This window comes from Cylindrospermum sp. FACHB-282, from assembly GCF_014697195.1.
GTDB lineage: Bacteria > Cyanobacteriota > Cyanobacteriia > Cyanobacteriales > Nostocaceae > Cylindrospermum.
Genome location: NZ_JACJRJ010000004.1, coordinates 102,193 through 126,438, shown reverse-complemented (window position 1 = coordinate 126,438; position 24,246 = coordinate 102,193). Strand labels below are relative to the sequence as shown.

The window sequence follows — 24,246 nt, the reverse complement described above, 5'->3', positions numbered from 1 at the left end:
AATTTGATTCAGTACGAAATCACAAATGATTTTGCACTTACTATAGGAAAAAGATCAGAACTTCTCAGATAGAACTTTCCTATAAAATGTCTATCCTCGGTAATATTTGTATTCGTAATAAGATAAAGACCTCTAGTAGGAACAAAATTACCTTATTGAATTTATTTTCAATAACACGGTAATTTGATTGACTTACTGTAGTTAGTCTTGGATAGATAGCAGTATTTCACAAAAAATCTAGAATCAGAGTATTCTTGGATACATTTTTTCTAATTTTAAATTAATTGCTACAAAGGGTTGTATATCTCAATTTTGTATGATATTATACGTTTTTATCTATTAACTCCGATAAATCAGTAGATTTAGTACTGTTGCAATTTCTGAACAGTTAGCAGCATTCGCTGATGTTATTAAAGCTGGAAAAATTCGCTATCTGGGTTTGAGTAATGAAACGCCTTGGGGGGTGAGTGAGTTTATTCGCATTGCGAATGAACTGGGATTACCTAAAGTTGTGACGACTCAAAATGCTTACAATTTACTCAACCGCAACTTTGATTCAGCTTTATCAGAAGTTTCTCGCTATACAAATGTTGGCTTATTAGCTTACAGTCCTCTTGGTTTTGGTTTTTTGACTGGTAAATACATAGAAAATCAAGAATTAGAAAATACCAGAATATCTTTGTTTCCGGGCTTTGGACAACGCTATTTAAAACCTAATGTTCAGGAAGCTGTAGCGGCTTATGTAAAAGTTGCTAAAAAATATAATCTCAAACCTGCCCAATTAGCGATCGCATTTGTCAAAAGTCGTTGGTTTGTGAAAAGTACAATTATTGGAGCGACAAGTTTGGCACAATTACAAGAAAATATCAACGGTGTGAATGTGGTTTTAGATAAAGAAATTTTAGCAGAAATAGATGCTATTCATACTCGTTATCCTAATCCAGTACCTTAAGTCTTTCTTAGTATAATTACAACTGTTAGGATTGATATAGGGCTACGCTAGAACTTAGGATATTGAGAGATATAGCAAGCCTAAAAAGAATAAGGTGTTGCTGAAACCAAGTATGAATTTAGTGTAGAGACGTTTCATGAAACGTCTCTACAGGGTAATTAGCCTGACATAATATGATATCGTGTCCGGTTAAAGACTTATCATTAAGACCGCAGGGGGAAACCCTATTTTTGCACAGATGTAGGAATCATAACTAATTAGCCTGACATAATATGAGATGTTTACAAATCAAAAACAAACGCAGATATAACTATCCTCAGTAGGAAAGTATTGTTTGTGAAAAATTTTATACGAGTTTAAATAATTTATTTGGTTCATACTGGGAAAAAAGTTTAAATAATAGAAACTACGGTTTACTGAGGAACTACGGTTTACTGCCCCATTTAAAGGTGATTATTTTATGAGTATGGCATAAGTACTGATAAAATTCAAGTCTTTTGAAAATAAAATATTATGTTTACTGAAATCTAAGTTAGACAAATTATTAGTATTTCTAAAAATTTTACTTTACTTCTCTATAGTCCTCCTCTATTCTTAATTTTTCATTGATCTATCTGAGAAAACCAGTAACTCAAACAAAAAATTTCCAACAGGTAAGTTAATAAGCTGTGACTGATATTGAGAAATTTGGTCTGCAAGACAAAGCATTAAAGCAAATGTTAATAAGTAATTTAGCAACTTAAATAATATTGTGCTTTTAAGCACATAATACGTAATACTTTTAGCTAAAAATTATATTTAGATTACCTAATTATTAGAATTAATAAAAAATATATGAACTTATGTAAAGGTATATTTTTCGATTAGCCACTTGTTTTTTGTCCAGACTTATGTGATTATGTAGCTAATCTACATTAAACCGCTCGAATAACCGTAGATTAAGTGACTTTCAGGAAAAGTACCACACTAAATAAATCATTCACAACTTTTGATACCTATAGATGTGGGATAAGGAATTGGCAAAAAATCAGCAATTCCATCATGGTACTGACCTTACACAAGTAGCTATTAGCGATACAAAACCAATAACACTAACTGTAATCTTCACCAACGGAATATAAATAGAAAAGCAAATGAGCAAAAAACGCAAGTTTCGTTTAGGTGCATTTATTCAAGCCACTGGACATCATGTTTCCGCATGGCGACACCCCAATACAAAAATAGATGCAGGTCTGAATTTTGAGCATTACAAAGAAATTACCCAGACAGCCCAACGCGGCTTGTTGGATGCTGTTTTTCTAGCAGATAGTCCAGGAGTTTGGGGTGGCACTCTAGAAACTCAGAGTCGCAATGGTAAAATCGCTCATTTTGAGCCGATTACTCTCTTGTCTGCTTTGTCCTCCGTGACCGAAAATATCGGCTTCATAGCTACAGCTTCGACTACTTATGAAGAACCCTACAGCTTGGCACGTAAATTTGCTTCCTTAGATCACTTGAGTAAGGGACGAGCAGGATGGAATGTAGTCACCACAGGCAATGATAATGCCGCAGCTAATTTTGGACTTGAACATCACCCAGAACATAGCCAGCGTTATGAACGGGCTGAAGAGTTTGTGGAAGTCGTCAAAGGACTGTGGGATAGCTGGGAAGACGATGCCTTCATCCGTGACAGAGAATCCGGTGTTTATTTCGATCCGAACAAACTGCATACACTTAACCACAAGGGTAAATACTTTTCTGTTAAAGGTCCGTTGAACGTCGGTCGTCCACCCCAAGGTTATCCGGTAATTGTGCAGGCTGGAGCATCTGAAGCTGGAAGAGATTTGGCGGCGCGTACTGCTGAGGTGATTTTCACCGCCAATCAAACCCTAGCCGATGCACAGGAATTTTATGCTGATGTCAAAGGTAGATTGGCGCAATATGGACGCTCTCTAGAGGATCTTAAAATTATGCCTGGAGCTTTTCCTATCATTGGCCGTACTGAAGAAGAAGCTCAAGAAAAGTACGAATTTCTGCAATCGTTGATCCATCCCGATGTAGCCTGGGGAATCTTAAAGAACTATTACAAAGGTGTGGATCTGTCGCCATATTCCCTAGATGATCTGGCTCCGGAACTGCCTAGCGATACCAATACCAACAAGAGTCGTCTTAAACTGGTCAAGGATTTAGCCACTCGTGGCACTCTGACACTGCGTCAGTTGTATCTTTCTTTGGCTACTGCACGAGGCCATCGCACCATACTTGGTACTCCCGAAACTATTGCTGACCAACTAGAGGAATGGTTCAACAATGGTGCAGCAGATGGGTTCAATATTATGCCCCCAATCCTGCCTACAGGATTAGATGAGTTCGTTAACCTAGTGGTTCCTGTCCTCCAAAAACGTGGACTTTTCCGTACTGAGTATGAGGGTAGTACCCTGCGGGAAAATCTGGGTTTACGTCGTCCAGATAATCGATTTGCTGTCAAACAAGCAGAGAAGAGCTTGGTATTAGCATAAATACTTCAGATTCGTTCATACATCAGATTTCAGGTAAATGAGGATGGAAGTAGACCCTAGGATTTTAAACCATTTTATCGAGGCGCAAAGGTGACAGTAATTGGGGCAATTAGTTTGAAAAAGATTGGCTGTCATGACTCTGAATAGCTCGGTTGATATTCTAATTGCTACTGCTCTCGATTTGATTAATCTCAAACATTTAAAAAACTGGTTTACTGACTGTTGTTACTTTACCTCATAAACCTGCAATACGCTGTAAGAGCAAAAATTCAGACATTTTGACAGCTTAAATACTTTAAATACTCAGGAACTTTTAGAGATGCTTCAAGAAAAGCTATTGAGTCCAAGTTTCTGTAGATCACCTCCTATTTAGATGGGGTTATATGTTCTGCAGTAGACCGAAAATTAAATAAGTTGGAATGTTGGCAAAAAACTGTGATTTTTTAAAGGAAACAACATGACTGAATATAGCAGATTAAAGACTTCTCGTTCCGCCGCAATCAGAGCAACCCTTGATTATCCGGTAATTGACACTGATGTTCACACCAATGATTTCACACCGGCACTTGAGGATTATATTGCTAATTACGGCGGTGCGAAACTTGTAGATGAATTACGCAAGGCAGAATCTTCCCGTCTTAATTCCAAGACTGATGGTAAAGACTGGTATCAACAAACCCCGGAAGAACGTCAAAACAACCGCACCATCCGATCGCCTTGGTGGGCTAGAGTTACTCGCAATACCCTAGATTTGGCTACTTATACTCTGCCTGAATTGTTCTATCAGCGCCAAGCGGAGCAGGGATCAGACTATTCAGTGTTGTTTCCCAATAATGTCCTCGCACCAGCAGGAGCAAGTCGAGAGAACCGACAAGCACTGCAACGGGCGGTGAATCACTATCATGCTGACTTGTACCGCAAATATAGCGATCGCCTGACACCTGTAGCTGGTATCCCTATGACTACTCCCCAAGAAGCCATTGAGGAATTAGAGTTTGCAGTAAACACACTGGGGTTGAAGGTAGCTAATATTCCTGGTGGTGTAAAAAGGCCAATTAAAGCGATCGCAGATAAGTATCCAGCTGATCAATTCCCCGAAATCGCCAAGTATGCCTCCTATATCGACTTCTACGGATTAGATAGTGAATACGACTACGACCCATTCTGGGCTAAACTCGTTGAGCTAGGTGTACCTGTCACTACCCATTACGGCAGTCAAGGTTGGACTGGACGCTCCTCCATCAGTAACTACATGAACAACCACATCGGCCACTTTGGCGATGGTTCCCAAGCATTTGCTAAGGCGCTGTTTTTCGGTGGTGTTACCAAGCGTTTTCCACAGTTGCGCGTAGCTATGCTAGAAGGTGGTGCAGATTGGGGCGCTCACGTCTACATTCATTTGGTGGATCGCTTCTCTAAACGGAATTTAGAAGGGCTGCAAAACTACAACCCAGACCTCACCAATCCTGATGAGTTGTTGGAGTTGTTTGAGCGTTACGGTAGTGAAATTACTAACGGATATTCCCTCAGCAAAGAAGAACTGACCAAGAGCGTACTGGGTTCTTCCTTTATGATTAAACGCCGTCGTTTTCTCAATTTTGCTACATCAAGTCTATGTGGTTTTTCTATGGCATATCTGTTAGGAAGTTGTAGCGACCAAAGCCAACAAAATGTTACAAAAAGTCCCAATTCCTTGGATATAAAAACTAAAGTTTTACGCATGGGGTATCAAAGTGCGGGGGATCTATTCAGAAATCGGAGAGTTTTAGAGCAACGCTTAGAGCCGTTGGGAATCAAGGTGGAATGGGCGCAATTTGCCCAAGGGCCTCAACTTATGGAAGGGATGCGTGTCGGCAAGATTGACGTGGGATCAGTGGGAGAAACGCCACCAATTTTTGCACAAGTAGCTGGGTCTAACCTTGTTTATGTCGTCGGTACACAAAGAACCGCAACGACAGGGACAAGTAGTGTAATTGCCGTACCGCCAGAGTCTCCACTGAAAAAATTTGAGGAGATCAAGGGGCAAGAAGTATATTTTCAAAAAGGCTCGGCATCGCACTATTTTATTCTCAGAGCGTTGCAATCAATTGGCTTGACTATCAAAGATATTAAAATCAAAAGTCTACCGACCATCGAGGCACGGGGTGCTTTTCTGGAAGGGAAAATTCCCGTTTGGATGACAGGAGATCCCCACTATGCGATCGCCGAAAAAATGGGTCGAATTCGCGTCCTCAAAGATTCTGTGGGTCTAGATTCTCCTGGTGCTTATTATATTTCTGACAGGAAGTTTGCCGAAGAAAATCCTGGTTTGCTCAAAATTATTATTGAAGAACTTCATGCCCTCGATAAGTGGGCAGAGGGGAATCGAGACGAAGTAGCTAAATTGATGATCACTGAACAAAAGCTCGATCAGGATGTGGTAGCAAGGGTGATGTCTCGTCGCACTTTCGCAGGACGCAGAGGTCTTAGTCCTGCACTAATTGCAGAACAGCAGCGTGTTGCAGATTTGTTCTTTCAAGAGGGTGTAATACCAAAAAAAATTAACATTCAGGAAGCCTTACTTTCACCTGATTTATATGCTGCAATCACACCACCAGAAATTATGGTTTAGGAAATAGTACCACTATGCTACTCAATTTAATACAATCGGACGGCTTATCTTGTCGTCCATTTTTATTTTACAGAACAGCTTATTACTACAAAAAGAACTTACTTCCATGAAGAAAAAAATCAGAGTTTCCAAAGCCTTTCAACGTGCTGCTAATGCGCCAAATTTGCCTGATACGACCTTCAGGTTTATTTGCTATTTTGTTAACCAGTTCCGCTGGTGGTATGTGGCAATGGTAATTCTGGAGGTGATACACGCAACTTGTGGCATTATGTTGCCCTATGCCATTGGTGAGATTATCCGCAGCGTGACGCGATTAACGGGAGACAGCAAGCAGATTTTTGATGCGGTGAGTCAACCCCTGATGCTGTTCACCGCTTTGAGTGTGGGTGAAGTGGTATTCGGGCGTTCTGCTGGACTGTTACAGACTATTCTCCATCCGATTCATCGACAACACATTGTGCGTAGCGAAGCCGCCGAAGGCATCGCTATATGCCTACTTGCAACAACATTCCCATCGCTACCTGAGCAGTAGTTTTGCTGGAGCATTAGCACATCGGATTAGCGAAACCTCTCTCGGTGTTACCCAAACGATGCAAATGCTGATTAGTGAATTTATGGCAGTAATTATTGTGTATATAGTTGCCACTATTTTACTGTATCGCGCCTATCCTCCGCTTGCGGCATTTGTGGGGGTGTGGGCTGTTCTCTTTATCAGTATTTCGTTCTGGCTAGCAACTCGTTGCCGAATTTACTCCCGGAAAGCCGCAGCGGCCAGAAGTGAGACAACTGGCATTATTGTAGATGCAGTAACGAATCTCACCAGTAGCCGACTGTTTGCTCGTCTGGGTTTTGAACGACGCTATTTAAATGAGCAATTAAGGAGCGAACTCAAAGAGGTGAGAAAGTCCAACTGGTACTCGGAGCGAATCCGCTGGTTTCAATACATCTCATCAGCCATTTTGAAAATCGGCACTCTGTATTACTCACTTTCTCTCTGGAGTCAGGGAAAGATCGCTACTGCTGACTTTGTGGTAGCAACCAGCCTGTCGCTGTTAATTATCAGTGAAGCCCGTAATTTAAGCAAACGGTTTCTAGAATTTTTTGAACATATCGGCAATGTTGCCAATGGTGTGTTCACGATTGTTCAACCCCATGAGTTGATTGATCGGGATAATGCGATCGCTCACCCTGTCACCCAAGGGAAAATTGAATTTCAACGAGTAAATTTCAGCTATTCAGGCGATAAGAAAATATTTGACAACCTCTGTGTCACTATCCAACCTGGTGAGCGTGTCGGCTTGGTGGGTTTCTCCGGCTCTGGAAAATCCAGCTTTGTCAATCTGATTTTGCGTCTGTTTGACCCACAATCGGGACAAATTCTGATTGATGGGGTAGAGATTAGAGATATGACTCAAGAGGCTCTACACTCCCAGATCAGCTTGATTCCCCAAGATCCATCTCTGTTCCATCGGACGCTGCTGGAAAATATTCGTTACGGAGACTTAGATGCAACCGATGAGGAAGTAATTGAGGCAGCACGCAAAGCTTATGCACACGATTTTATCGCCCAAATCAAGGAAGGCTATGATTCTCTAGTGGGTGAACGCGGTGTCAAATTGTCTGGAGGGCAAAGACAACGGATTGCGATCGCCCGCGTGATCCTCAAAGATGCACCAATCCTGATATTAGATGAAGCTACTTCCAGCCTAGATTCAATTACCGAAAAAGCCATCCAAGATACCCTAGATTTAGCGATGAATGGAAAAACCGTCATCGTGGTGGCTCATCGGTTGTCTACTATCTCCCATCTAGACCGCATTTTGGTGTTTGATCAAGGTCGCATTGTCGAAGATGGTACCCACGCCAAACTGTTGGCACGCAGGGGTGCTTACTACAGGTTATGGAAAATGCAGGCTGGTGGATTTCTACCTGTAGAAGCTAGTAATAATTTGGAAACATCAACTAAATCTTTATGATTAAAGCAGTTCTCTTTGATTTAGATGGAACGTTACTTGACCGTGAGGAATCGCTGCAACAGTTCATCACCGCCCAATATGATAGATTTTCACTTCAATTGAGCCATATTGCCAAAATAGATTTCATCACCAAATTTGTGCAGTTATTAGACTGCCACGGTCACGTTTGGAAAAATCAGGTTTATCAAAGTCTTGTTACCGAGTTTGATATTCATGGACTAAGTTGGGAAGACTTATTGAGCGATTATGAAACAAATTTCATGTTTCACTGTGTCCCTTTTGCCTACTTACAGGAAACACTTATTCTGCTTCAACAGCAAGGTTATTTATTGGGGATAATCACCAATGGATTTGGCACTTTTCAAACTAGGTCTATTCAAGGTTTAGACATTCAGAATTATTTTGATGCAATTCTGATTTCTGAAGTTGAAAAAATCAGAAAACCACAACCAGAGATTTTCCACAGAGCATTAAATTTACTGGATGTCCCGCCGGGCGCAGGTGTTTTCATTGGTGATCATCCTGAAGCTGATATTTTCGGAGCTAAAAGGGCAGGTTTAAAAGCTATTTGGAAACGTAACTCGGTTTGGACAGAACCCAAAGATGCAGATGCAATTATTAATGAACTCAATGAAATACCCTCCATTCTTAAGCAACTCAATTGACATAAGCTTTTAGCTGTCAGCTATCAGCTTGTCTATAGATTTAGTGTGATTTTTACTGTTATCTAAGTAGGCATTGCTGAAGAATTCAGCTTCCAGCCTTTGAATAATGATAAGTTACACATCTGATTCTTTTACTTACTGTACATTAGCGGTAGCCATTAGCTTACCAGACTTTTAAAAAGGTGAATATAATGTTTTATGAGTTAATTGAACAAGAATTATCAGATGGACAACCTTGGTCAATGAGACAGCAAACTCAGTTGCCAATGCATATTCAAATATTAATAGAACGAGAAAATACAAGACCAGACATTTGGGAATTACCAAACCCACAAATTAAAAAATTACCCAAAGTTAAGGATGGTGTGGCTTTTTTGAGAAGACAAATTTTATCTTGGTATGGAAATCCTAAATTATTCATGAGAAATTTAGCGACAAAGGAGCGATTATAAATATATATGAATAAGCCCAATTACTACGACAATATTGCCCAGATATATGACCAAACACGCTGGTTAACAGAATCCGTAGCGGAGGAAGTGGCTGATTTTATAATTGCTCTCACTCGTGCAACACCAGCAACTTCTTTTTTAGAGCCAGGTGTAGGTACAGGATTAAATGTTCTTCCTTTTGTCAAACGTGGTTATGCTGTGACAGGAATTGATGTATCTCAAGAAATGCTCGATCAATTCCGTCAAAAATTAAATCCCACTCCTGAGAATTTAAAGCTGATTCATGGTGATGCTTCACAATTACCTTTTTTAGATAACAGTTTTGATGTTGTATTAACTATTCATATGCTTCATACTGTTTCTGATTGGAGAGCATTTTTAGATGATATTGATCGAGTGTTAAAACCTGGAGGTTTTTATCTCAACTGTCAATGGATTACCCCACCAGCGAGAAGAGATTTTGAAGGTTATTTTCGAGAAATATTATCTAAGTATCAAGGATTAAAGCCAGAAACAAAGCCTGTTAATTCAACAATAGAAGAGATAGACATAGAAGGATATTTAACTCAAAAAGGTTATGTATCAAATTACTTAGTAGCTAAGAAATGGACAGTTAGTAATACGGTGGAGGAATTGCTAACTGTTTTCAAATTGCGAGCTTATGGTTTATGTTGGCGAGTTTCAGAAGAGATTTATCATCAACTAATGAACGATTTTGAAGAATTTTGTATTAATCATTATGGTTCTTTGAATGTTATTCTGTCTTCTGAAGCCAAGTTTTAAATCTGGGCTTATAGTATTTGAGATTATCTGTTTGTTCCGCCTGTTTTATGGGAAAGCCTCTAACGTTATTATTAAATAATGCACTTGAAAATAATGAAAACTTCAGCTATTTTGCCACCCTTAAATAACATAATAGCTTCTTCAAGTTCTAGTGTCAGTCCGAATTCGGCAACAAATTCGACAAGAACGCGATTGTTCAATGTCTCACTATCTACCAACACTCCATCACAGTCAGTTTGCACTTATATTTTTGTTTTTGAGCAAATATGGATTAGCGTAGAGACGTTTATCATTTATGGATTCTCGTCTCTACATTTTTTACCAGAGATATTTAGTATCCTTAGACAGCAACAGGAACAGGAGTAGCAAACTTAGCATATCGCTCAATATAGAACTCTTTAGAGTGAGCGATCGCCTTCACAGATGCACGTTCTTTGAGATTATGTTTCCACTGTTTCACACGGGTGAATTCTGAGGGAATACTAAAGCCACGATAATGCTTAAGTGCAGCCCATCGCTCAAACCAGGGGAAAAAGGTGAAATCGACTAGACTGATGGATTCACCAAACCAGTAGGGCCCTTCTCCAGAAAGTTTTCCTAAAGCTTCATTTTCAATGAATTCCAGGTGTTTGTATAGTTCCTTTTTAGCTTCTTCTTCTTGTTGGGAATCTTTACTTCGTAAGAGACTAGAAAAAGCAGGAACGAATCTAGTATTAGCAAAATCAATCCAAATCCGAGCCTGAGCTTTACCAATAGAACTACTGGGTAAAAGCGGTGGATTGGGAAATATCTCATTTAGATATTCATTAATAACTGCTGATTCCCAAACTCGGTTTTGTCCGTGCGTAATTGCAGGTACTTTTCCATAGGGAGACACCTCTGTAAATCCCTCTGGCTTATTTTGCAAATCAATTTCAATCAAATCAAAATCAATACCCTTTTCCTGAAGTACCAAGCGGGTACGGTGAGCATAAGGACAAACCACCGCACTATAAATCTTGATGTCAGCCATGTTTAAATTCCTTGGTTAATTAATATTTGAACTTGAGTTCGACACATATTTTTCACCCCTCTCCAAACCTCTCCCCGAAACGGGGAGGGGCTTAAAAACCCTTTTTTTGTAGAGAAAAGTTAAATACTACTGTATTTTGATAGATAAACAGTAGTATTATATGATAATACCGCATAAATCCAAAAGTAATCAAGTATCAGCAAGTAACATAATTTTGCGGTTCAACGTCTCGAAATGCTTGTACAGAATTCTCAACCAAGTGAACATAAATGTGAGTTTATGAATACAAAAAGTTTTCAGGTGTCGGCAGAAAAGAGTGTGATTACTGCTGATGTCCTAGTTTTGGGTGGGGGACCAGCAGGTGTTTGGGCAGCACTTTCAGCTGCAAAGCAAGGTGTTCGCGTTGTCTTAGCCGATAAGGGGTATTGCGGTACTTCAGGAGCAACAGCCCCATCCAATACTGGGGCATGGTATCTCCCTAAAGGTGGACAACGTGATGCAGAAATTGAGCGTCGCTTGTCCCGTTCAACAGGACTTGCCGATCGCCATTGGTTGCAGCGTGTGATCGAACAGGCGCAAACAGGTTTAAATGACTTAGGAAATAGCGGCTATCCCTTTCCTTTTGATGATCAAGGCCAGCCCTACCGTGCTAACTTGCGCGGTCCAGATTACATGGGCTTCATGCGACGGAGAGCGATCGCAGCTGGTGTACGCATTCTTGACCATCATCCCGCACTGGAACTACTTTCATCCAATGGTGTGATTGCGGGTGCAGCAGGTATTCATCCGCGCAGTGGGAATCGGTGGGAAGTCAGAGCAGGTGCAGTTGTACTGGCAACTGGCGGATGCGCTTTTCTGTCTCATGCACTAGGTTGCGATGGTAATACCGGCGATGGTTATCTCATGGGAGCAGAGGCAGGCGTAAGACTATCTGGAATGGAGTTTTCCTCCCAATATGGCTTATCGCCTGCTCATACTTCCGTGACTAAGGGGCTGACATTCTCCTTCGCCAGTTTTTACCTAGAAGATGGCTCTCCTTTGCCGGAAACTGGGGAAGATCGGGCTGTACGCATTGCGCGCCAGCTGATTGCGGGTGAAAAAGTATATGCTCTAATGGATCGTGGCAGCCCCGTCGAACATGATTGGTTGCGCCGGGGTCAGCCTAACTGCTTTTTACCACTTGACCGGATCGGATTAGATCCTTTCCACCATCGTTTCCCAGTCACACTACGCTCAGAAGGCACTGTTCGTGGGGTAGGTGGACTCGAAATCATCAACGATGATTGCGCTACAACAGTACCCGGACTTTATGCTGCGGGCGATGCAGCCTCTCGTGAAAATATTACCGGGGCTGTATCAGGAGGGGGAAGTCCTAATGCGTCTTGGGCGATCGCCAGCGGCACTTGGAGTGGGCGTGCGGCGGCACTTTTTGCTCTCTCTCTAGGGGAGAAAGCCGGGACACGCTTGGTTCATGGTTTAGGTGAGGCGGGATTGCGTCCCCGTAAACAGCAGATAGAGGATGGTCTAATTACTGAAGTGATTAGTGCTGTTCAGGCTGAAACCTTGCCCGTTGATGTCAATTTCTTTCGTTCTGGAAGCAGGATAGCACTGTCGCGTGAACGTCTGGATGCAGTATGGGCAGATGTACGCGATTATTTGGTGGGTGAAGGTCGCAACGCTCTACGCGCACGGGAAGCGGCTGCAATGACAGCTACGGCTCGCTGGATCTGGGCTAGTGCGGATGCACGGAAGGAAAGTAGAGGAATGCACCGACGCACAGATTTCACAACAACAGATGCTGCACAAACACGAAGAATTTTCACGTCTGGTATTGATGATGTTGCAGTTATCACCGAAGAAAATCACTGGAAATAGGTAGCGTAATCATGATTGAAATTGTTGATAGCGATCGCTGTGTCGGGTGTGATATATGCGTGAACGTTTGTCCACGGGATGTCTTCGATTCTGGAAGCGACGGATTGGCCGTGATTGCTCGCAAGTCAGATTGTCAGACTTGTTTTTTGTGTGAACTGTATTGCCCTGTGGATGCTCTTTATGTGTCGCCTTACGCCGAACAGGATGATGAAGTTGAATCAGAGCAGTTAATTGCCCAAAACCTGCTAGGTAGTTACACCCGTAACATGGGTTGGCATCGGGGCAAAATGGGAGGGACTGACAAAGATCCGACTCGACAACTCAGGGTGATGAACAACATTAACAGAGTACCGACTGGACAAAATTCATAGATAAGAATTAGAAGTGTGAAAGGTGATTTAATTTCCTAAATTATAGACAGGAAAGGCCTTTTACCTTCTACTGTTGTTATGGTAGGAGATGCCTACGCTCTCATGATATCATCGGAGCCAAGAAAAATAATATTGCTTCAATTGGTGTCACTTATGGCTATGGAAGTAGGGAAGAATTGGAAAGTCACAAAGCTGATTTGATTGCTAATTGTCCAGATGAAATTCCCACATTACTACCTTTAATTTGATGGCTCAACGCTGATTTCCATCAAAAGCGATACTTAGAGTAAATTATACTATAGCTGGTAAAAATAATTATGACTCTTCACTTAAATAAGATTGGCGACTATGACGAACATGAAGAATGGCGATAACATCTTCTTCGACTACAAACAAAACTCGATATTTTCTTTGTTTTCCAATCCAGAGTTGACGAACTTCACTACCAATTACTTTTGCTTCTGGTGCTATCATACAGCGATTAGGAAATTTTTGTAATGATGCCATAGCATCTTCAAGTTCGTAGTACCAATTGTTTGCTACTTCAGGACTCAGATTATCGCACATCCAACGATAAGCAGCTTCGATTTCTTGAAAAGCAGTAGGTTGAATAATAACTTGGTAATTCATGAGCGAGGAGGAATATTAAATTTGTTTTTTAGGGTTGTTAATGCTTGATCGGCTGGTATTCCTTCACCTTGCTTAAATTCATCTAGTCCTTTACGAATACCTACTATTGTTTCTAAGTAATCAATTCGTTCTAAGAGTTCTTGATATGTACTTAGAGGCTGTTTTGGGGTTGTCTTCAGTGATTGTAAAAAACTCAGCAGATCCTCTAGGAGTTCGTTGGGGGTGTTGTCAATTTCTTGTAAGAGTAACTCTTTGATAGTCATTACAGTTAACTGTGAAGATTGATATTTCTATTATAGTGATATCTTTGCTGTGACCGTGTAAGGAATATGGTAAGCGTTCGATAACTGTATAGAAAGTGCGATAGCGAAGCGCTCCGTAGGAATCGCGAAACGCTGCTGCAAGCAGATCGCCTTCACGATATCATTGGAGCTAAGAAAAATAATATTGCTGCAATTGGTGTGACTTATGGCTATGGAACTAGGGAAGAATTGGAAACTCACAACGCTGATTTAATTGTTGATTGTCCAGATGAGATTCCTACATTACTGCTTTTGATTTAGGTAATCTAGCAAATTTAAACCTATTTATTAACATAGTGCTTGCTTATACAAGATAATAGTGATATATTATTAACACTAATTTTACTACTTAATATAGTTATGAAAGAAAAAAAAGTAGCTTTTACTTCATTTGAAGTAGAAGGAAAATGGTTCTTACCAGAAAATCCTAACTACACAGTAGAAGGAACTTTAAAATTTTCTGCCTATGAACATCCGATTTTGGAATTAAAGGATGATTTGATTAATCAAGTACCAGCAAACTCCTTAGAAGAAAGCTTAAATAGAGACTTCAGCAGATCAAGTGTACCAATTATACTTGGAGAACTTTATAATGGAGAAACAATAGGTGAAAAAATAACACTATATAAATGTGTGGTCAATGCTAAAGGATTTAGTACAGGATTACAAACAATAAAATGTTATCCAGCTTATATTTTACGTGGGTTTCATTTTTATAAACAGGAAGAACTTAAATTCAATAATTTATGCTTTCATTTTACAAATTTAGAAACATGGCTTTCTATTAATAACATTGAAATAGAGTTGATACCAGATAAAAACAAAACAAGATTTGAAGAACTGCAAGTAAATTACCGTCCTCTTCCATTTATTCCTTTATGTAATATTGATAACTTTACACTTGGTATTAAAGATAGACCCATAAGTTCAATAGGATTACATTTAGCATCAGAGTTCAAGCAACATATTGGATATATACCTGTGTCAGAAGATAAGCTTTTTGAATTAAATTCATTTGAATTTCAAGAACTTGATAAGTATTTAGAAACCATATTCAAGGTTCAAGATTTTTTAGTTTTTGCAATGGGACAATCCACTAATTTAACAGAAGTAACTACAATAATAAAAACAAAATGTCAAGATTTTGAGTTTGTTAATGATGAAGATTCTTGTGAAAGTCAAGTTGTAGTTGAAAAACCATATTTACGTATTAGTCACTTGCCTAATGCTAAAATAATTGAGAAGGAAATAGAAAAGGAATTTTCAGTTAAAATTTATTTTAAACAACTCAAGTCTGATTTATCTGGAGAGTTTAAGTATGATAATGTTTTGTTAGATTTCCACGATATCGAGAATAACTTTAATAATGTTTTCATTAAATGGTATTCTAATTTTGAAAGATTAGAAACAAGTCTTAACTTATATTTGGGACTTTTTTATATACCAAACAGATATGTTAGAGAAAGATTTCTGAGTTTAGCTCAATCAATAGAAGCATTCCATAGAATTGTTTATGGTGGTAAATTCATGGAAGAAGATGACTATGTGAATGGATTATATAAAGATTTTTTAAAAGTTATTGATTCAAGAAATGATATGGAATCTGATTTTAAGAGTTCCATTAAAAAAACTTTATCTCATCTGTATCAATTTTCATTGAGAAAACGATTAAAAGAGCTTATTCGTACTCATCAAACTTGCTTACCTGAGTGTTTTAGAGGTAAAGAACAAAGAAATAATTTTGCTGATATGATAACTAATTGTTGATTGGGATTTGTCTGAATTTTTAGTAAATTGGGTTATACCGCTCCCTTTATGCTAAGATATCCCCTTTTACAGCCATAACCATTACTGTACCTGGGTTTTCGGCTCTGTTATTGCTGAAACCATCATAAGGGGAGCGGTAGGACCGTAAATTGCAAAAATTGCAAGTTATTTGACAGCTAAAGATAGAAGTGAAGCAAGTTCACTCCTACGAGTTAAATAATTTGACTGGCAAGCTACCAGCGTTTCAAATAAACTACTGTTTGTTGGTCAACTTATCGTACTATGTCAGGAGTATTCCATAGTCTTTACTAAAAAACAAGTCTTTTAGCATACATTTATTCTCAAAATGTAGAGCTAAAATGCCTAACAATTGAATACTTGTCCATAGATAGCTTACTTCTCTTCAGTAGCGCGTTAATTGCCGGGGCGCTCAATGTTGTTGCAGGAAAAAAAGTTTTATGGTGTTTCCCACAGTAAATTTTCACGTAAGTAGGTTGGCGTAAATAATTCAAGGTTGGTAGTCAGGGCTAAAGCCCTACTTTGAGGGCTGAAGCCCTCACTACGAGCAAATTTCAATAGTTTTTACTTTGCTTAACATAGTTTAATTTTTTTTCGCCTACTTACTTATTTTACTCTAAAGAATAGGTTATAAATAATACATTTTACTTACGGCATCAGCTATGGCAAGTACAGTTGCATATTGTCACAATCTGAATATCCCACGGTGAGAGCGGAATGAGTAACTTAATTATCCTGGGGGCTTGATTTTCTGAGAATTTATATGGTAGTCTGCTTTTATCCTCAATCTACTAATACTCGATAAACTTACCGTATTTGACAACAGAGTCACAAGCCCACGCTGTGAAATCTGAATTTTTAGCAACCGGAAATCTTCTTTTATGCCAAAAGATTGGTTGGAATGGCACGATCTTTACAACACTGAACCCAAATTACAGCAGCGTCTAGAAATCGTGCGGGAATATATTTCCTATAGTTTGGATAATTCCCCAACAGGGAGCATTCGTGTAGTTAGTCTTTGCGCTGGTGATGGAAGAGATTTATTAGGAACTTTAGCCAATCACCCTCGCGCTAAAGATGTATATGCAAGATTGGTAGAAATCAACCCTCAGTTAGTTGAACGTGGACGCGCAACTATAGAATCATTAGGTTTAACAAAGCAAATTGAGTTTATCAACGGTGATGCAACTGCTTCTGCTAACTATGTAGGAGCAGTACCAGCAGACATTGTGATTGTATGTGGAATTTTCGGCAATCTAGCTGATGAAAACGAACTCAATCGGTTATTGGGGAATCTGAGCTTTCTGAGTAAAAAAGGTGCATTTGTCCTCTGGACTCGCGGACATTCTAACGGTGTGGCTTCCTCGGAAACTGTGCGTAAATACTTCCGTGAGTTTGGTTTTGATGAAGTTTACTTTAAACTCACAGCAACGGGAGATATGGGAGTAGGGATTCATCGTTATTTAGGTGAAAGCTTAACTGTACTAAAAGAGCAAAATTTATTTGTTTTTTCCGGTATTCCAAATAAAACAAGGTGAAACAATGTCGTTTTCAATTACTAAATCAAGCACAATATCTAGTTGGGAAGAACTGTTAGAAAGCGCTCGACAAAATACACCTGCCCGTCGAGTGAAAAGACCAGGAAAATCTCCTTCTACTGCTCCTATTCCTAGTACTCTCGATAAAGTACCCCCAGATAAAAAACCGCCAGTGTTATTATATCGTGATAGTAACTCTTGGTGTCCTTTTTGCGAACGGGTTTGGTTTGCTTTAGAAGAGAAGGGAATTCCCTTTGAAACTGAATTTATTGATTTGAGTAATAAGCCTAAATGGTATACCGATTTAGTTCCTACAACTCTTGTCCCCGCAGCATATATTGAGGGTAAATTAGTTTATGAATCTAAAAAAATTCTCTTAGAATTGGAAGAACACTTTGGCGAAACTTTGCTGCCTGAAAATACCGAGGAAAATGCTGTTGGCAGAGAATGGGTTGAGGATGCTGAAACTAATGGGTTTAGAGATATTGCTTACAAATTACTCAGACAAGCCCCTGAAAATGCTAATGAATTAGCATATTTACAGGCAGAATGTGAATCTAAATTAGACGAAATTGAGAAAATTTTAGGTAGATATCCTGGTTCTTACTTTTTGTCAACATTTAGTCTGGTAGATATCATGTATAGTCCTCATTTAGATAGATTGGCGGCTAATTTACCAGTGTATAGGGGATATCACATCAAAGGAAATCCTCGTTTTCCACAGATTAATGCTTGGTTTACCGCACTCAAACAACGTCCTGCTTACAACCGAGTTAAGTCAGACAACATTACTAATAATTTACTTTTGCGACGCAGATTTGGTATAGAACCTATCGGTAATTCTATACCTTTAGATTTAGTAGAAAGTGAGTTTATTGAATATCGAGCCGAAGCGGCTGAAAGATTAAGTGATAATCGAGAAGTTGCTATTGAAGATATTTTGAAAAACTCTGGAGTGCAAGTTTTAGGTGATATTTCAATAATCAAAGAAGGTGTTGATTTTCACCTCAGATTACTAGCTGATTATCTCATTAATGGTAATGGCGCACCATTGCCTGGTGGTAGAACGGGTGGTAAAGAAAGTATCGATCCCATTATTGCCGCTACTGGAGCTATTACACTGGCTTATGTAAGAAATCGCATTTGTGCGCCACGAGATATGAGTGCAGGTGCTGCAACTGCATTTCGAGCCGCAGCAGATAAGGTTTTGGCTTCTATTTATTAATTTTATCTCACACAGAGAGGAGAGGAAAAATGAGTGAGTTAAAAAAGGTTAGTGATGATTTGAGTGTTGCTGGACAAATTTCTTCTGAGCAATTACCAGAATTAGCTTCTGCGGGATTTAAGTCGGTTCTGAATTTGCGTTCTCTAGGTGAGAAAGATTTTCTTAATGATGAACAGCAACAAGCCGAAGTTGCGGGATTAAAATATGCAAATGTTCCATTAAATCCTCAAGAACCAAATCAACAACTTACAGCAGCAGCAATTCAAGAAATTGAGAATTTGCCCAAACCTATTTTAATTCATTGTGCTGGTGGTGCAAGAGCCGGGGGAATAGCCTTGATTGCTGATGTACTTCAAGCTGGTTTGACTTATGAAGAAGTTGTCCAGAAAGCAAATGCACTAGGTATTAATTTAGAGCAACCACACCTCAAACAATTCCTGCTAGAAAAGTTTGCTAAAAATTAAAAATTAAAAATTAAACTCAAGATCAACAATTAATAATTTTACTCCTCCAATGTAAACATCGTCGTGATGTATATAGAAAATAGAAAGCCCAGAAAATAATTCCAGTTTCTACTCCTCAAATATCGCTTGTGTGTGAGATTTTGGGAGAACTTGCTTGCATAACTCAAAATTTTACCTATTTGTAAAAGTCTGGTCAAAATTGGGTTAAAATAGCTAAAAATTCAAGGGACAAAACTTTGTGGTGAATCCCCACATTCCCAAATTACCCCTACCAGCGCCACTTGTAGGAAATGAAGTTGGCTCTTTTACTGAGTTTACAGTAACTCAACGGATGCCTGCGATCGCCCGCCGAGTCATAGCGGAAAATAAGTTTCCTAGCCAAATTAATCAAAGCTTGGAGAAACTCGCCGCAGAACTACCAACAGGATATTTGCCAACTCTGGCAGATGATACTGGTGCAGATTTCACCGCCTGGAAGCAATATTTAGAACCATATAAAGGTCAGCGTTGGGTAGATGTGCCCTGGTTTTTTGCCGAAACTTATTTTTATCGGCTAATTCTGGATATTACCAATTACTTTCGCCCTGGTGAATTGCAAGGTATTGACCCATTTGAGTTACAAAAATCTCAAGGTTTAGAAGCATCTATTGATTCCATTATTTCTCTGTGCAGTCAAGTAGATAAATGGTTGGATCAATCAAAAAAAGCATCTAAATCAAACCAAGCATCTGTAATTGCTCTGTTGTATTTTGCCCTGTGGGGAAATCGTGTTGATTTAAGTTTGTGGTCAGCCTTTGAGGATGACCGGAGTCGTTTTGATATTCACAACCAACTAACTCATATATTAGTAGATGATGCATTTTCAGTTAGCGAATTATTAACCAGTCATAAGGGTGGAAGCATTGATTTTGTTATAGATAATGCAGGTTTTGAGCTAATTTGTGATTTATGTTTTGTAGATTTTTTGTTAAATAGTGGCTTGGTTAATGAGGTTTACTTGCACTTAAAGCCTCATCCAACTTTTGTATCTGATGCCATGATTAAGGATGTGCATTACACAATTGATTTTTTAGCTGCTGGTAGCCATCCAAAAGTTAAATCCTTTACTCAAAGATTGCGAGCAAATATCGCTTCAGGAAAGTTGGTTTTAGCTGAAGATTATTTCTGGACATCACCGTTACCATTTTGGGAAATTCCTTCATCACTCAAAGGTGAGTTAGCCAAGTCGAGTTTAATTGTTGTCAAAGGAGATGCTAATTATCGGCGCTTATTAGGCGATCGCCATTGGGACTTTACCACCAACATTGCAGATATCGTCTCTTACTTACCCGCGCCAATGGTAGCCTTACGCACCCTTAAGTCAGAAGTTGCCGCCGGACTGAAGGCAAAAAATGTGGCAGAAGTCGCAAAATCTGACCCTGATTGGTCGACAGGTGGGCAGTGGGGTGTTGTGCAGTTGGTGACTTAAGGTATTCTGAATATTCCCTAGGATACGGAGCGTAGATCGTCAAATACTTAATATTTCGTTACAATTAGCTTAGGCCTTAGCTAAATCTACCCATGAAATTGATTTCCGAACCACCGATTCCTGTGAAAATTCAAAAGATGAAGCAACGGGTGCGGTGGATGCATCCCAGTATTATGCAGCGGGGAATTGACCAAACTTCCATGGTATTAGACGATGGCAAGGAGGATAGTCCGGAATTTTCGTTTATGGTGATTGGTGATACTGGCACTAAGTCCCATTACGGTCAACACCCCCAACGACAAGTCGCCGAACAAATGCTAGCGCATGGTGATGGCTGCCGTTTTGTGTTGCACACTGGCGATGTTATTTATGTGGTGGGTTCCCAAGAGTATTATCCGAAAAACTTTATCGAGCCTTACCGGGAATTTATCCTAGGTGGCGACAACCATAATAGCATTCCCTACGATCGCATGGTGTTTAAGCTGCCATTCTTGCCAGTGTTGGGAAATCACGATTACTATGATGTGCCATTGATGTATCGCTTGCTCACTGGCCCCACCTTTTCCCTACGCCACCTGTTGCGCTACAAAGATATCGAAATTGGCTGGCACGGCTCAAATCAAGGTGATGCTTATGCAAGAGCCTTTCTAGATTATATGGCGGCGATCGCATCCCCAAAAGAGTTAGAACATCATTTAGATCAACATTACACCGCTAAAAGTGATACAGGGCGCTGTTTGCGTTACCAACCGGGAAAATTTACCCGCGTCCCCAACCGCTATTATACATTTCGTTACGGTGGGATTGACTTTTTCGCCCTAGATTCTAATACCTTTAATACACCATCACCCTTGCCGACAACTCAAGGGGGGGAAAACAACCGTCGGCAGTTGCAACAGCGTCGCCAAGAGATAGAACAAGAAGAATTGCAGATTTTGGAAATATGCGATCGCCTTAATTCCGATATACCCAGCGAAGCTGAACAACTCGATGAACTCAGTGCCAAATTAGACCAAATCAACGAAGTCAAAATCGATATCGAAAAACAACTATCATCCCAGAAAACATCTGACATCGACTTTGAACAACTCGACTGGTTACGAAACAGGCTGATCGAATCTTGGCATACTAACGAAGTGCGCGGACGAATCATATTTTTCCACCATCCCCCCTACGTCACCGAAGCAACCAAGTGGCATCAAGCACAAACCTTAGCAGTTCGTCATCGTCTACGCTCTTTATTTGAAGCAGTAGCCAAAACTCTGGGTTCCCAGACAAAAGAACGTCCCATAGTCGATTTAATTTTAAACGGTCACGCCCACTGTTTGGAACACATCCGCACAGTTGACACAGGATACGCTGACTCCCACATCAACTGCATTATTTCTGGTGGTAGTGGACATCGTCCCCGTCGTCAACGAAAAGAGGGGCCAGAACTGATGGAGACTTTTAGCGATATTGCAGGGAGTCCAAATCGAAAAGTCGCAGATTCCCTGCTTTATGTTGGCCGCAATGGCTACGGTTTTCAAAGGCGGCTGCCTTACTCATGTGTGCGGATTGATGTTCAATCAGGTTCCCCTCCTAAGTTTATCGTCACACCACTGATTGCAGAGCGGTTTGGGGAACATTGGGATCATCGTCAATTAGCACCATTTGTGATTTAAGTTTTTGCTACGAATGCTGTTATTTAAATAGCGCTGATGGAAAAAAAAATCGAACCTAATTTTTCATGAAAATCTATCTTTATTCTCTCTGTGTTCTCTGGGTACTCTGCGGTTTGTAAACAAAATAATTTTTGCAAAAATATGAATCATAATTTTCAGTCAAAATTTTTAAATTTTCTAGTAATGATCCTAGTAATATTGGGGAGTTTACTAACTCAACCGACAGCCGCCGCCATCACATCCTCTCCCACAGGCACAGTTTACGAACAACGCCAGATTCACAGTCCAGATGGTATTGGTAAATACTACATGGGGCGCGAAATTGCCAAAGTCATGGGACACACAGGCGCTGGTTGGTTAGAAAGACCAAGTCGCGAAACAGAAGAGCAACCAAATCAGGTGGTAAACCTCCTCAATTTGCAACCTGATGATGTGGTAGCAGATATTGGTGCGGGTACAGGTTATTTGAGCTTTCGCATCGCGCCTTTATTATCATCAGGTAAAGTATTGGCTGTAGATATTCAGCCAGAAATGTTGGAGATTATTGACTTTTTCAAACAAGAGAAAAATATCTCCAATGTTGAGCCTATTTTAGCAACTATTACAAACCCTAATTTGCCACTCGCAAGTGTCGATTTAGTGCTGATGGTAGATGCTTATCATGAGTTTGAATATCCCCAAGAAGTGATGCAAGCAATTGTCAAAGCGCTGAAACCTGGTGGTAGGGTAGTACTGGTTGAGTACCGGGGTGAAAATCCCTTTATTATGATTAAAAAACTCCACAAGATGACTCAAAAACAAGTCCGCCAAGAAATGCAAGCCGTGGGTTTAGTTTGGCACGAAACTAAAAATTTGTTACCTCAGCAGCATTTAATGGTATTTGAAAAGCAGGCTGAAGTAACAAAATATTAAAACCAGACAGGACAAGGGTTTCCAGACCATCTTGCAGAAAATTACTCAAATCTCGGCTCAATACCTGATCGCCCTTGCTTTTAACTCAAATCGCGCCCAGCAACTTGAAACTCAAAACTTATCTAGGGGTGCTGTACTCAGGTTTTCCATCAGCAAACAGCAAGTTTATTCGCGTCGTAAAAAGTTCCTTACTCTGAAAGTATAAATTCTCAATTTGTTCAAAATCTTCTTGAGAAAGTTGCAGTGTTTCTCCCATACTTCTGACTTTAGCTCTTTCAGCGGCACTAAAATCACCATCAGCGTCACAAGCTGAGATAGCATCGTAAATCAAACATCTTCTGATTTTTGCCATAGCTGGTGAGAGCAATAAAAACTCTTGAATATTGTCGTCTCCGTCGTAATTTTTTAACAGTTCAATTAAATCCTCAGATCCCCCAACCGCTGCTATGTAACCAACAACCCAGTCTCTTTCAGCTTCTGCTAATGTTCCATCGGCTTTAGCACAAATTATAAGTGCTTTGCTATAAGCGGTGATTTCTTCATTCGTAGGAATAATATGGTAGTCCCACCGTAATTTAAATATCCACCGTTGGCTGAACTTGCGTATCTCAGAATCCATTTGTGCACTCCTTAATGAAGAAAATCACTTTTCAAAACCTTTTCTGGCTCTTGGGTTTGTTTTATGGTGGTTGAGCATTGATTATGACAAAATCCTTACGTGGCAAGGTTTATAAGGAATTATGCTCTTGTTTTAAAGAAAATGCCTACAGGATAAGGCTTTCAATGATTTTGAACCAGATTTTCCATAAAAATAACCGAAGAACCCCTTTTCTTAATAATTGGACTTGACTTGCCCATCATACTACGTGCAGCAATCTGTCAACTATCGCCTGACAAAATTTTAATGCGTTTGCTCTAGGATCGATTAAGGGCTTTCTGCGCTGTTAAAAAAGCCCAAAGCCTGCCGTCCCATCTTTAATTCACCTAAAATTTGGGAGCATATCGATTCAAAGTCCACAACCTCATGCACAAAGCTATATGAAAAATATTTATGTCAAGGGGC

18 protein-coding genes and 3 pseudogenes are annotated in these 24,246 nt (G+C 39.8%); 17 read left to right on the top strand and 4 right to left on the bottom strand.

The features are described from left to right. Positions 1-367 precede the first annotated feature (367 nt). From H6G32_RS03510 to H6G32_RS03475, 8 genes and pseudogenes are all read left to right on the top strand, one after another. Positions 368-952, top strand: a pseudogene (locus H6G32_RS03510) (aldo/keto reductase); the annotation flags it as partial. A 1,133-nt stretch (positions 953-2,085) separates the two neighbouring features. Further along, complete coding sequence (locus H6G32_RS03505) at positions 2,086-3,450, top strand: LLM class flavin-dependent oxidoreductase (RefSeq protein ID WP_190454824.1); 1,365 nt, start codon at positions 2,086-2,088, stop codon at positions 3,448-3,450. 457 nt (positions 3,451-3,907) lie between these two features. Continuing rightward, positions 3,908-5,020 (top strand): annotated as a pseudogene (locus H6G32_RS03500) (amidohydrolase family protein); the annotation flags it as partial. Beyond that, positions 5,021-6,061, top strand: coding sequence for an aliphatic sulfonate ABC transporter substrate-binding protein (locus H6G32_RS03495; RefSeq protein ID WP_190454950.1), 1,041 nt, complete (start codon positions 5,021-5,023; stop codon positions 6,059-6,061). It begins immediately after the preceding pseudogene. A gap of 106 nt (positions 6,062-6,167) precedes the next feature. Further along, positions 6,168-8,037: pseudogene (locus H6G32_RS03490) on the top strand (ABC transporter ATP-binding protein). After that, positions 8,034-8,702 (top strand): HAD family hydrolase, encoded by a 669-nt coding sequence (locus tag H6G32_RS03485; RefSeq protein ID WP_190454821.1) that lies wholly within the window; start codon positions 8,034-8,036, stop codon positions 8,700-8,702. The pseudogene H6G32_RS03490 and the gene H6G32_RS03485 overlap by 4 nt, the downstream one beginning before the upstream one ends. A 191-nt stretch (positions 8,703-8,893) precedes the next feature. Further along, complete coding sequence (locus H6G32_RS03480) at positions 8,894-9,154, top strand: hypothetical protein (protein WP_190454818.1); 261 nt, start codon at positions 8,894-8,896, stop codon at positions 9,152-9,154. Between the two features lie 6 nt (positions 9,155-9,160). Beyond that, positions 9,161-9,937: a class I SAM-dependent methyltransferase gene (locus H6G32_RS03475; RefSeq protein WP_190454816.1), complete on the top strand. Its 777-nt coding sequence runs from the start codon at positions 9,161-9,163 to the stop codon at positions 9,935-9,937. 340 nt (positions 9,938-10,277) lie between these two features. On the opposite strand, the gene H6G32_RS03470 is transcribed toward H6G32_RS03475, so the two are convergent. Continuing rightward, the gene (locus H6G32_RS03470; RefSeq protein ID WP_190454812.1) at positions 10,278-10,949 is read right to left on the bottom strand and encodes a glutathione S-transferase family protein; all 672 of its coding nucleotides are present in this window, start codon (positions 10,947-10,949) and stop codon (positions 10,278-10,280) included. A 279-nt stretch (positions 10,950-11,228) separates the two neighbouring features. Here H6G32_RS03470 and H6G32_RS03465 point away from each other — a divergent pair, with 279 nt between their 5' ends. Together H6G32_RS03465 and H6G32_RS03460 are read left to right on the top strand one after the other, a co-directional pair. Continuing rightward, positions 11,229-12,824, top strand: coding sequence for an FAD-dependent oxidoreductase (locus tag H6G32_RS03465; RefSeq protein ID WP_190454810.1), 1,596 nt, complete (start codon positions 11,229-11,231; stop codon positions 12,822-12,824). Between the two features lie 11 nt (positions 12,825-12,835). Continuing rightward, a complete protein-coding gene (locus H6G32_RS03460) occupies positions 12,836-13,195 on the top strand; it encodes a 4Fe-4S dicluster domain-containing protein (protein ID WP_190454806.1) in 360 nt (119 codons plus the stop codon). A gap of 315 nt (positions 13,196-13,510) precedes the next feature. Here H6G32_RS03460 and H6G32_RS03455 read toward each other — a convergent pair whose 3' ends face one another. Both H6G32_RS03455 and H6G32_RS03450 read right to left on the bottom strand, forming a co-directional pair. After that, positions 13,511-13,825, bottom strand: coding sequence for a type II toxin-antitoxin system RelE/ParE family toxin (locus H6G32_RS03455; protein WP_190454803.1), 315 nt, complete (start codon positions 13,823-13,825; stop codon positions 13,511-13,513). Then, positions 13,822-14,088, bottom strand: coding sequence for a prevent-host-death family protein (locus H6G32_RS03450; RefSeq protein WP_190454800.1), 267 nt, complete (start codon positions 14,086-14,088; stop codon positions 13,822-13,824). Before H6G32_RS03450 ends, H6G32_RS03455 begins: the two co-directional genes overlap by 4 nt. A gap of 399 nt (positions 14,089-14,487) precedes the next feature. Here H6G32_RS03450 and H6G32_RS03440 point away from each other — a divergent pair, with 399 nt between their 5' ends. The 7 genes from H6G32_RS03440 (at position 14,488) to H6G32_RS03410 (ending at position 23,183) form a co-directional block, all read left to right on the top strand. Beyond that, complete coding sequence (locus H6G32_RS03440) at positions 14,488-15,894, top strand: HEPN domain-containing protein (protein WP_190454797.1); 1,407 nt, start codon at positions 14,488-14,490, stop codon at positions 15,892-15,894. 899 nt (positions 15,895-16,793) lie between these two features. Continuing rightward, positions 16,794-17,450 (top strand): class I SAM-dependent methyltransferase family protein, encoded by a 657-nt coding sequence (locus H6G32_RS03435; RefSeq protein WP_190454791.1) that lies wholly within the window; start codon positions 16,794-16,796, stop codon positions 17,448-17,450. Positions 17,451-17,454: 4 nt separating this feature from the next. Beyond that, a complete protein-coding gene (locus tag H6G32_RS03430) occupies positions 17,455-18,675 on the top strand; it encodes a glutathione S-transferase family protein (RefSeq protein ID WP_199327975.1) in 1,221 nt (406 codons plus the stop codon). Between the two features lie 29 nt (positions 18,676-18,704). Further along, entirely contained in the window at positions 18,705-19,139 is a 435-nt protein-coding gene (locus H6G32_RS03425; RefSeq protein ID WP_190454788.1) for a beta-lactamase hydrolase domain-containing protein, read from the top strand. A 238-nt stretch (positions 19,140-19,377) separates the two neighbouring features. Further along, complete coding sequence (locus H6G32_RS03420) at positions 19,378-20,607, top strand: damage-control phosphatase ARMT1 family protein (RefSeq protein ID WP_190454785.1); 1,230 nt, start codon at positions 19,378-19,380, stop codon at positions 20,605-20,607. A 92-nt stretch (positions 20,608-20,699) separates the two neighbouring features. Next, positions 20,700-22,271: a metallophosphoesterase family protein gene (locus H6G32_RS03415; protein WP_190454781.1), complete on the top strand. Its 1,572-nt coding sequence runs from the start codon at positions 20,700-20,702 to the stop codon at positions 22,269-22,271. A 183-nt stretch (positions 22,272-22,454) separates the two neighbouring features. Beyond that, positions 22,455-23,183 (top strand): class I SAM-dependent methyltransferase, encoded by a 729-nt coding sequence (locus tag H6G32_RS03410; protein ID WP_375539785.1) that lies wholly within the window; start codon positions 22,455-22,457, stop codon positions 23,181-23,183. 118 nt (positions 23,184-23,301) lie between these two features. Here H6G32_RS03410 and H6G32_RS03405 read toward each other — a convergent pair whose 3' ends face one another. Then, positions 23,302-23,802, bottom strand: coding sequence for a TerB family tellurite resistance protein (locus H6G32_RS03405; protein ID WP_190454777.1), 501 nt, complete (start codon positions 23,800-23,802; stop codon positions 23,302-23,304). Positions 23,803-24,246 lie beyond the last annotated feature (444 nt).